Source organism: Burkholderia sp. Ac-20392 (assembly GCF_017104585.1).
Lineage (GTDB): Bacteria > Pseudomonadota > Gammaproteobacteria > Burkholderiales > Burkholderiaceae > Burkholderia > Burkholderia lata.
The window spans coordinates 1-9,654 of the sequence record NZ_JAAGPB010000339.1 but is presented as its reverse complement, the minus strand read 5'-3'; the positions used below and the strand labels follow the sequence as shown (position 1 = coordinate 9,654).

General features: G+C 68.3%; 10 protein-coding genes. 2 read left to right on the top strand and 8 right to left on the bottom strand.

The window, feature by feature from the left end; translation table 11 throughout:
• From G3N99_RS28050 to G3N99_RS28035, 4 genes are all read right to left on the bottom strand, one after another.
• The coding region (locus G3N99_RS28050; protein WP_241011884.1) for an amidase family protein at nt 1-331 on the bottom strand (331 nt) is incomplete at its 3' end.
• A 31-nt stretch (nt 332-362) separates the two neighbouring features.
• Complete coding sequence (locus G3N99_RS28045; RefSeq protein WP_206124011.1) at nt 363-884, bottom strand: nuclear transport factor 2 family protein; 522 nt, start codon at nt 882-884, stop codon at nt 363-365.
• A gap of 8 nt (nt 885-892) precedes the next feature.
• A complete protein-coding gene (locus G3N99_RS28040; RefSeq protein WP_011356094.1) occupies nt 893-1,270 on the bottom strand; it encodes a hypothetical protein in 378 nt (125 codons plus the stop codon).
• Between the two features lie 105 nt (nt 1,271-1,375).
• On the bottom strand, nt 1,376-2,569 hold the full coding sequence (locus tag G3N99_RS28035) for an acyl-CoA dehydrogenase family protein (RefSeq protein ID WP_206124010.1): 1,194 nt from the start codon (nt 2,567-2,569) through the stop codon (nt 1,376-1,378).
• A 156-nt stretch (nt 2,570-2,725) separates the two neighbouring features.
• Here G3N99_RS28035 and G3N99_RS28030 point away from each other — a divergent pair, with 156 nt between their 5' ends.
• Nucleotides 2,726-4,291 carry an ATP-binding protein gene (locus G3N99_RS28030; protein ID WP_206124009.1) on the top strand — a complete coding sequence of 522 codons (1,566 nt, stop codon included), beginning with the start codon at nt 2,726-2,728 and terminating at the stop codon, nt 4,289-4,291.
• A 77-nt stretch (nt 4,292-4,368) separates the two neighbouring features.
• Here the strand turns inward: G3N99_RS28030 and G3N99_RS28025 are convergent, their stop codons facing one another.
• From G3N99_RS28025 to G3N99_RS28015, 3 genes are all read right to left on the bottom strand, one after another.
• Nucleotides 4,369-4,755, bottom strand: coding sequence for a tautomerase family protein (locus G3N99_RS28025; protein WP_206124008.1), 387 nt, complete (start codon nt 4,753-4,755; stop codon nt 4,369-4,371).
• A 351-nt stretch (nt 4,756-5,106) separates the two neighbouring features.
• Complete coding sequence (locus G3N99_RS28020; RefSeq protein ID WP_174938535.1) at nt 5,107-5,610, bottom strand: aromatic-ring-hydroxylating dioxygenase subunit beta; 504 nt, start codon at nt 5,608-5,610, stop codon at nt 5,107-5,109.
• A complete protein-coding gene (locus tag G3N99_RS28015) occupies nt 5,607-6,890 on the bottom strand; it encodes an aromatic ring-hydroxylating dioxygenase subunit alpha (RefSeq protein ID WP_206124007.1) in 1,284 nt (427 codons plus the stop codon). Before G3N99_RS28015 ends, G3N99_RS28020 begins: the two co-directional genes overlap by 4 nt.
• Nucleotides 6,891-7,029: 139 nt before the next feature.
• Here G3N99_RS28015 and G3N99_RS28010 point away from each other — a divergent pair, with 139 nt between their 5' ends.
• Complete coding sequence (locus tag G3N99_RS28010) at nt 7,030-7,950, top strand: LysR family transcriptional regulator (RefSeq protein WP_174938399.1); 921 nt, start codon at nt 7,030-7,032, stop codon at nt 7,948-7,950.
• A 486-nt stretch (nt 7,951-8,436) separates the two neighbouring features.
• On the opposite strand, the gene G3N99_RS28005 is transcribed toward G3N99_RS28010, so the two are convergent.
• Nucleotides 8,437-9,429 carry a PDR/VanB family oxidoreductase gene (locus G3N99_RS28005; protein WP_174938401.1) on the bottom strand — a complete coding sequence of 331 codons (993 nt, stop codon included), beginning with the start codon at nt 9,427-9,429 and terminating at the stop codon, nt 8,437-8,439.
• Nucleotides 9,430-9,654: the final 225 nt, after the last annotated feature.

The following is a 9,654-nucleotide window of genomic DNA, read 5'->3' as shown; positions in this document are numbered from 1 at the left end:
CGTCGACCGTGCCGAGCCCGACGAGCGAAGCGGAACCGCTCGACGAGCCGCCCGGAATGCGCGTCGCGTCCTGCGGATTGACGGGCGTGCCCGTGTAGTCGTTGATGCCGGTCATGCCGAACGCGAGCTCGTGCATGTTCGCCTTGCCGGCGATCTGCCAGCCGGCGTCGAGCAGCAGGCGGACCACGTCCGCGTGCCGAGTGGCCGGCGGTGCATCGGCGAGCGCCCGACTCGCCGCGCGGGTCGGATAGCCTGCGATGTCGATCGTGTCCTTGATCGCGATCGTGGGGCCGGGGCCGCCGAGCGTGAAGGTGTCGATGAAGCCTGTCATGGTCGGAATCGTGGGCAAGCGTTGGAAAGCGTCAGGACCGTGGCGCGGCGGCGAGCGGCCACGGGCCGTCGAGCACGCGTTCGGTGCGGAAATGATGGATCAGCCAGGTCGAACCGTCGCCGGCCGGCGCGAAATCGACGGTCAGCCGCGCGGCGATCAGTTCGGCCGAGCCGTCCGCGTAGCGCGACGCCTGCAGCATGATCCAGCGGCCGCGCGCGCTTGCGTTGCCGGCGCCGATCTCGATCGACTCCGACGTCAGGAAATGCAGGTTCGCCGAGAAGTGCGGATCGGGCGGCAGGTAGCGGCCCAGCATCGCGACGATCGCGGCCGTGCCTTCGAGACGGCCGAACTTGTGCGCATACTGCGGGCCGATGCCTTCCCACACGGCATCGGACGTGAACAGCTCGGCGAGCGACGGGCCGTCGCCGGCATCCTCGGGCACGTCGCACAGCGCCATGTAGCGCGTGATCGTCGCGCGCACCGCGCGCTCGGCGTCGAGCGTCGCCAGGCGCTGCGCGAGCGCGTCGATCAGGCCGGGAGACAGGTCGGTCATCGCGCGCCTCACGCGGCCGGCTTCGCGGCCGGCGGCACCGTCAGCGCACGGCCGACGCGCGCTTCGATCTTGCCGTAGCGCCACAGGTTGTATTCGCCGACCGGCGTCGTGCGATACAGGTTGCACACCGCGACCGTCGTGTCGAAGTCGGCGACGTCGGCCATGATGTAGAAGGTCCACGGCGCGCCGTCGGCCTGGCCGACCACGAGGCGGTCGTCATCCATCACGCCGAGCACGCGCACGCCGGGCATTGCCTCGACGGCGGCGAGCATCGCGCCGTACGCCTGCCACACTTCGCCGATCTTCTCGCGCGGCAGGTCGAAGAAGTTTTGCGACACGCCACAGCAGAACAGGACGCGCAGCGGCAGCGGATTCGAATCGGACATCTCGGGTTCTCCAGAAGAATCGGTTGAGTGCACGAGCCGGCCGGCGAAAGCGCTTCGGCATCGGCGTCATGCACGTTCGGAAAAACAGCGTCGGTCGGACGCAGGTTACAGATAGCCGGGAAACGGCGTGACGCCGGTGAACACCGCACCGGCGCCGTCGAAGTTGCCTTCGCCGAGAAACGCGTGCTGCGTGACGACCATGGCGTCGCGCAGCAGCCGCTGCAGCGGGTGCGTGCGATAGATCGCCGCCGTGCCGCCGAGGCGGTACGCACGTTCGACGACGCTCGCGCCTTCGCGTGCGATCTGCGTGGCCGCGAGCCGCAGCAGGCTGACCTGGTCGGGCGTCACCGGGTTGCCGGCGAGGATCGATTGCCACACGCCGTCGGTTGCGTCGTAGAAGAACGCGCGTGCCGAGCGCAGTTGCGCTTCGGCCTTTGCGAGTTCGATGCGGTAGTACGCGCGATCGGCGAGACGCGGCGCGCCGGTCGTCGTCTGCCGGCCGCCCGACATCCGGTTCACGACGTCGAGCGCCGCGCGTGCGAGGCCGAGGTTCACGACGGCCAGCACCTGCGCCGCATACGCGACGGTCGGATAGCGGTAGAGCGGCTCGTCGACGGTCGGCTCGCCGCCGCGCACGAAGGTCCATGCTTCGGGCACGAAGCGATCGTCGACGCGCAGGTCGTGGCTGCCGGTGCCCTGCATGCCGACCACGTTCCAGTTCTCGACGATCTCGACCTGATCGGCGCGGAACACGGCCGTGCGCGGCTTGTTCGGCGCGGCGTCCTGCGCGCCCGGCACGGCGATGCCGACGCCGAGCCAGTCGGCCCCCTTGCAGCCGCTCGCGAATTTCCACGTGCCGTTCACGCGCCAGCCGCCCGGCGCGGGCTGGGCCGGTTGCACCGGAAACAGGCCGCCCGCGAACACCTGGTCGGGGCCGCTCGCATACAGTTCGGCCTGGGTGTCGAGCGGCAGCGCGGCCAGATACACGTTCGCGGAGCCGAAGCTCGCGACCCACGCGGCCGAGCCGTCGGCGGTCGCGATCCGCTCGATCATGTCGAGGAACGCGGTCGGCGCGAGCGCATCGCCGCCAAAACGGCGCGGCGTGCCCGCGCGATAGATGCCGGCCTCCTTGAACAGCGCGATCACGTCGCGCGGCACGTGCGATAGGCGGTCGAATTCTTCGCGGCGCGCGGCGACGGTCTCGATCACGGCGTCGAGCGGCGACAGCCGGGCGGCCGGTTCGCTGGCCGCGTGGGGAGCACTCGGTGCGGTGTCGAGGGCGAGGGCGGCGTGGGGCATGGCTGTCTCCTGGGGGGCGAATGGGGTTCGATTGCTTGGGTCGCATGCGCATCGCATGACATTGCAATCAGTCTAGAAACGCCGAAAACGCGCAGCAATTGGTGCGTTGGGCCGTGCGACTGGTGACGTTCCGTGCCGCACTAAAGAAATCTTCAGATGCGGGCGGCGCGCGCCGGTGCTATGTTGGGTTTCCGGTCGCGCGATGCCGCGCGGCCTCATCCGAAGCCGATCATGAGTTTCCCCGACGAAGACGATTTCCACCGGCTGCTCGACGCGCTGACGACCTGCGTGCTGCTGCACGACGCGCACACCAAGGCGATCGTGTGGGCGAACCGCGCCGCGTGCATCGCGCTCGGGTTTTCCGTCGAGGAGCTGCTGCCGCTGAAGGCGCCGGACATGACGCGCCCCGAACCGAAATACCAGCGCGAGATCGCCGTGAGTGCGTGGGACCGGGCGCTCGTCGACGGGCCGCAGGTGTACGAGTGGTGCTACCGGTCGCGCACGGGCGTCGACATGCTGTCCGAGGCGACCGCCACCTACGTGCCGCTGCGCGGGCGCGACGTCGTGATGGTGCAGTTCCGCGACATCAGCGCGGAAGAAGCGGTGCGCCAGCAGTTGCGCCGCTACGAGGCGCGGCTGCGCGAATTCATGCAGGATCTCGACGAAGGCATTGCGGTCGTCACGCCGCACGGCGGTGTGCAGTTCATCAGCGAGTCGGGCCGCCGCGTGCTCGGGCTCGCGCCCGACGAAGCGCTCGGCGAGGTGCTCGACTACTGCTCCGAAGCCGATCGCGACCGGCTCGTCGCGCAACTGCGCGATGCGCCGTCCGCGTATCCGTCTGCGCCGCAGCGCTACCGGATCGTGCGGCGCGACGGCTCGCCGTGCTGGCTGCGCATTTTGTGCCGACAGGTCGAGATCGAGGACGATCTCGACGGGCTGCTCGTGCAGTTCCGCGACGTGAGCGACGAAGTCGCGATCGAGGATGCCCGACGCGCCGAAGCGCGCATGCTCGAACACGCGGGCCGTTACAACGCGATGGGCGAGATGGCGAGCGTGATCGCGCACGAGCTGAGCCAGCCGCTCGCGGCCGTGCGCAATTTCATCGAAGGCGCGGTGCAGCGGCTGAACGCGCGCGGCGCCATCGACGACGCGATCTGGGGGCTGCGCAGTGCGGACCGGCAGGCCGAGCATGCGGCGCTGATCATCAAGAGCGTGCGCGAGTTCATCGTGAAGCGCGAGCCGGTCGTTGCGCTCTCCGACCTGCGCGACATCCTCGCGGACGTCGCGTACTTCATCGAGCTGCGCGCGAAGGAGGCCGGCGTGACGGTCACGATCGTGCAGGCCGATGGGCCGCTGCCGATCCGCTGCGAGCGCGTGCTGATCGGGCAGGTGATCCTGAATCTCGCGTTCAATGCGATCGAGGCGTTCGCCGGTTGCGAACGCGTGCCGCGCATGCTGACGCTCGGCACCGCGAACGTCGGCGGGCATGCCGAGCTGCGCGCGATCGACAATGGCCCAGGGATCGCGGCCGATGCGCACGACCGGCTGTTCGACGGCTTCTCGTCGTCGAAGGCCGGCGGCAACGGAATCGGGCTGTCGCTGTGCAAGAGCATCGTCACGCGCCACGGCGGCCGGATCGCTGCAAGCCCGGCCGACGGCGGCGGGCTCGACTGTCGCGTGACGCTGCCGCTCGCTGGAACGAAGGCTCAGGCAGACGCATAGTCGCGGGCGAACGCTTGATGCCGCGGCCGCTCGGCGGCCGTTGCGCATGAGCGGGCAGGCACGCGCGCAGCGCATGATCAGCGCCCGAGCGCCCGTGCGGTTTGCCCGCCGATGCCGAAATCGGTGGTCGGGATGTCCTTGATCATCACGCGGGTGGCTTGCAGCGGCGCGTCGAGCACGCTGGCGCTCGTCTCCGACAGCGCGGCTATCAGCGCGCGCTTCTGCTCATCGGTGCGGCCGGCGATCAGGATCGCGACGATCACGGGCAACGACGGCGGCGCGCCGTCCGCGGCGCTGCGGCCGCCGAGGCCGATGTGCGTCGCGGGCAATTCGGTCAGCAGCACGCGCACCGATTCGATCGGTGCGCCGATCGATTCGACGGTCGCACCGGTCAGCCGTGCGATCAGTTCGGCCTTGCGGGTGTCGTCATGGCCGGCCGGCAGGAAAACTTCGAGTGTGGGCATGGTCGTCGGGAAAGGTGAAGGTGGCCGGCTCACCGTTGCGCTGGCGACGGCGAACCGGTGGTCGCTTACAGGTGAAGGTGGCCGGCTCACCGTTGCGCTAGCGACGGCGAACCGGTGGCCGCTTACAGGTGAAGGTGGCCAGCTCACCGTTGCGTTGGCGACGGCGAACCGGTGGTCGCTTACAGGTGAAGGTGGCCGGCTCGCCGTTGCGCTGGCGACGGCGAACCGGTGGCCGCTTACAGGTGAAGGTGGCCGGCTCACCGTTGCGCTGGCGATGGCGAACCGGCGGTCGCTTACAGGTGAAGGTGGCCAGCTCACCGTCGCGTTGGCGATGGGCGAACCGGCGGCCGCTTACAGCAGGAAGCCGATCGCGCTGAGCGCTTCTGTCGAATCGATCAGGCGCACGACCTTCTCGGCGATCCGCAGCTCGCCTTCGGCATCGACGTGCAGCTTGTGCGTGACATCGGCCGCGAACAGCGTCGCGACGCCGCGCTTGTATGCGACGACGACCTGCGCCGATTTCAGCTCGACGGTGTCGGCGCTGCCGCTTTCCAGCGTGAAGCGCGACACGGTGCGCACCGTGCGCGCCGCGTCGGTCGCCGATGCCGAGTAGCCGGACACCATCCGCTGCACGCGCTTCTCGCGCATGTCCTGATCGTCGAACACGTAGTTCAGCGTGGCGGCGAAGTCGGTCGTGTCGGGATCGATCGGCACCACGTAGTGGCCGGCCGGCTCCCACAGGTCGAGCCACGCGCGATAGTCGCGGCGGTCGAGCATCTCGGCCTCGCGCCACACGAATTCGACCGCGCGGGCGAAGGTCTGCTCGGAAAAGAGGGCGTTGCGGTCGTCCATTATTGTTGCTCCATCATCGTGCGCCATTGCTGGTAGGCCTCGCGCATGCCGGTTTCGTCGGTCGCATGCGCGGTCTTTTCGCCGTTCGCGGCGGTCGTCTCGCGGTTCAGCCCGCGATTCACGAGGATCGGCACGTCGGGGCCCGCATGCGCGCCGCGTTGTACGCGCTCCCATGCTTCCGCGTCGTCGGGGCTGCCGAAACCGAACGGGCCCTGGAAGTGCTCGTGGATGCGCAGCCGCTCGCGGTTCGCTTCGTCGGGGCCGCCGTCCATCGCGAGCGCGACGTGGCGGATCTCGGTTTCGTTCGCCGAGATCGGCCGCAGCACGCGGAAGAACGCCATCGACAGCGCGAGGTTCGGGAACAGGTTCAGGTTGAAGCCGACGCCCATCAGCGAGCGCACGATGCGGCGCACTTCGTCCGGCGAGTGGCGCTCGGCGAGCTTGGCCGCGAGCGGTGCGAAGCGCTCGGCCAGCGGCGCGCCGTCGTCTTCGTCGAGGTCGATCAGCTCGGGCATCAGCACCGCGAGGCTGTGGCCGTTGCCGAGCCCGCGGCAGAACGCGTCCTCGCTCGTCATGAAGCTCGTGATCGCCGCGGCCGTCTCGTCGTCGATCGACTTCATCCACGACTTGTGCACGACCGGGAAGTGATAGAGGTCGGTCGTGTTCTCGAGCTGGATCTTCCAGTTGCCCTTGAACTTGAACTTGTGCTCGCCGTTTGCCTTGATCGGGTAGCCGGCGCCCTGTTTCATGAACAGGTCGATCCACGGCTTCGCACCGCCGAGGAAATCCTCGAGCGGTTCGATGTCGTCGTTGAAGCTCGCGAAGATCAGCCCCTGGTACACGCCGACGCGCAGCTTCACGAGCGGCAGGTCGCCTTTCTCGCACACGCCTTCGTAGCCGTCGCCGTACGGCAGCGCGCGCAGCGTGCCGTCGAGTGCGTAGGACCAGCTGTGATACGGGCACGTGAAACCCTTCGCGTTGCCCTTGTGCGATTCGCACACGGTCGCGCCGCGATGGCGGCAGCGGTTCTGCAGCACGTTGATCTCGCCGGTCTTGTCGCGCACGACGATCACCGGCTGCCGGCCGATCGTCGTCGTGATGAAGTCGCCCGGGTTCGGCAGCTCGCTTTCGTGCGCGACCCAGATCCAGGTGCGGTAGAAGATGCGGTCGAGCTCGGCTTCGAACAGCGCGGGATCGTGATACATCGCCGGCGCGATGCGGTCGGGTTGCGCGAGACCATGCAACGCACTGGTGTCGATCGTCTGGTAGGAAATGTCGCTCATCGTCGTGTGGGGGAAAGAGTCGCGAAATCGGGCCGCGCAGCGCGCGGTTTCGAGTACCCAGTCTCGTCTCCCACTACATATCCGTCAAATTGATCTAAAATTGGCCAGTCAATAAATACGGCAAATGATGGAGGCAACGATGACATCGGTCGATCATCTCGATCTGAACCTGTTGCGCGTGTTCCAGGCGATCGTCGAGGAGCGCAGCCTGACGAAGGCCGGCGAGCGGCTCGCGCTGTCGCAGCCGGCCGTCAGCTATTCGCTCGGCCGGTTGCGCACGCTGTTCGACGATCCGCTGTTCGTGCGCACGCGCGCGGGCATGCAGCCGACGCCAGTCGCGCTCGAACTCGCGGGGATCGTCGGCAAGGCGCTCGACATGGTGCGCGTGGCGCTGCGCTACGCGGAGCGCTTCGATCCGGCCACCAGCACGCGCACGTTTCGGCTGTCGTTGTCGGATGCGGGCGAGATGGCGTACCTGCCGGCGATCTGCCAGGCGCTGCGCGAGCGCGCGCCGCGCGTGACGCTGAGCGTGCAGCCGTTGCCGGTGGAGGAGATCGAGGAAGCGCTGCGCGCGAGCCGGCTGGATTTCGCGATCGGCAACCTGCCGGAGCTGATGCCGCGTACGCGTCACCAGACGCTGTTCGAGGAAACCTACGTGTGCATGACGGGCCGCCGGCGCGGGGTGCCGAGTGGCGCCGCGCTGAGCCTCGACCAGTTCGTGCGCGCCGCGCACGTCAACGTGAAATCGGTCGAGCACAGCCACCACGCGCTCGACGATGCGCTGCGCGCGCAGGGCGTGGGCCGCAACATCGCGCTCGAAGTGCCGCACTTCGTCGCGCTGCCGAGCGTGCTGTCGGTCACGGATCTCTATGCGACGCTGCCGAAGCGGCTCGCGCAGATCCTGAACCGCGACAATGCGTTCCGCCTGTATGAGCTGCCCGTTACGTTGCCGCCCGCACCGGTGACGATGCACTGGCACGAGCATTTCCACGAGGACGAGGGCAATGCGTGGATGCGCACGCTGCTGGCCGAACTCGTCGAGCGGTTCGACGACGCGTGACCCATGAGGCGAGGGCAACGCGTGGGATGTGCGAGCTGGCGGTGGAGATCGTCGAGTGATTCGATGACGACGTGACCCACGAGGCGGGGCTAACGCGTGGGATGTGCGAGCTGGCGGTGGAGATCGTCGAGTGATTCGATGACGACGTGACCCACGAGGCGGGGCTAACGCGTCGGATGTGCGAGCCGTCGGTGGAGATCGTCGAGCGTTTCGACGACGCGTGACCCATGAGGCGGGGCTAACGCGTCGGATGCGCGAGCCGTCGGTGGAGATCGTCGAGCGTTTCGACGACGACGTGACCCACGAGGCGGGGCTTACGCGTCGGATGCGCGAGCCGTCAGCGGAAATCGTCGTGCGCTTCAACGACGCATGACCCACGAGGCGGGGGCAACGCGTGGATTCGCACGTTGACGGCGGAGGTCATCGAGCGTTTCGAAGGCGCGCGACGTGACGAACCGGCGTCGCTCGTACCGCGCGCGTCAGAGATCAGAGATCGAGCACGAGCACCGCCGAGCGCGCACGCGACACGCAGCAGCAGATCACCGTGTTGCTCGCGCGCTCGGCCTTGCTGAGGCAATGGTCGCGATGATCGGGCTCGCCGTCGATCACGGGCACCATGCAGGTGCCGCACACGCCTTCGCCGCATGACGTGTCGACTTCGATGCCGATGCGCGCGAGCGCGTCGACGATCGACGTGTCGGGCGTGACGCGTACCGATTGTCCGCTGCGCTGCAGGCGCACTTCGAATCCGTCGGCGGCCGGACCGGCGCCGGCATCCGTGTTGCCGGCATCGGCGGCGGCCGGTTCCGCCGCGAAGCGTTCGAGATGGATCGAATCTTCAGGCAAGCGCGTCGCGGCCGCCGCGACGACCGCATCCATGAACGGCCCCGGGCCGCACGTATAGACGTGTGCATGCGCGTCGACCGATTCGACGCAGCGGCCCAGCTCGGCCGCGAGCGCGGCGGGCTCGATGCCGTAGTGGAACGTCACGTGCGACGCGAACGGCTCGGCCGACAGTTCGGCGACGAAGGCCGCGTGCTCGCGGCTGCGGGCGAAGTAATGCAGCCGATAGCGCGCGCCGCGCCGGTGCAGCGCATACGCCATCGACAGCAGCGGCGTGATGCCGATGCCGGCCGCGATCAGCACGTGCTCGCTCGCGTCATCCGTCAGACGAAACAGGTTGCGCGGCGCGCCGATCGACAGCTCGGCGCCGACTTGCACGTCGTCGTGCAGCGAACGCGAGCCGCCGCGCGACTGCGCTTCCTTCTTCACCGCGAACAGGTAGCTGCCGCGCTCGTCGGGGTTGCCGCACAGCGAGTATTGCCGCGTGATGCCGGACGGCGCGGTCACATCAATATGGGCGCCCGGTTCGTATGCGTCGAACGGCTGGCCGTCGACACGCGAAACCCGGAAACAGCGGATGTCCTGCGCCGCGTCGATCAGCGCGTCGATCCGGACTTGGTGGCGGTTCGCTTGCATGGGTCAATCCGTGGGGTTGGGGGAACGCGGCGCGGCAGACACCGCACCGTCATGCGATCGAGAATAGGGATGGGCATCGCATAAATCAAATCGATTAAAAAGCGATGCCTGAATCAGTGGGATGGATGATGGTCGGGCGGCCGATCGTGACCGATTGCGCCCGATGGCGCCCGGCGTTCAGCGCGCGGCGACCGCGTTGCCGGCATCGGCCGCGTGCGGCGCGGC

Coding starts and splice junctions, on each gene's coding strand:
- G3N99_RS28005 (WP_174938401.1), bottom strand. CDS start 9,429: ATGCAAGCGAACCGCCACCAAGTCCGGATCGACGCGCTGATCGACGCG.
- G3N99_RS28035 (WP_206124010.1), bottom strand. CDS start 2,569: ATGCCCCACGCCGCCCTCGCCCTCGACACCGCACCGAGTGCTCCCCAC.
- G3N99_RS28010 (WP_174938399.1), top strand. CDS start 7,030: ATGACATCGGTCGATCATCTCGATCTGAACCTGTTGCGCGTGTTCCAG.
- G3N99_RS28015 (WP_206124007.1), bottom strand. CDS start 6,890: ATGAGCGACATTTCCTACCAGACGATCGACACCAGTGCGTTGCATGGT.
- G3N99_RS28030 (WP_206124009.1), top strand. CDS start 2,726: ATGCGGGCGGCGCGCGCCGGTGCTATGTTGGGTTTCCGGTCGCGCGAT.
- G3N99_RS28045 (WP_206124011.1), bottom strand. CDS start 884: ATGACCGACCTGTCTCCCGGCCTGATCGACGCGCTCGCGCAGCGCCTG.
- G3N99_RS28025 (WP_206124008.1), bottom strand. CDS start 4,755: ATGCCCACACTCGAAGTTTTCCTGCCGGCCGGCCATGACGACACCCGC.
- G3N99_RS28040 (WP_011356094.1), bottom strand. CDS start 1,270: ATGTCCGATTCGAATCCGCTGCCGCTGCGCGTCCTGTTCTGCTGTGGC.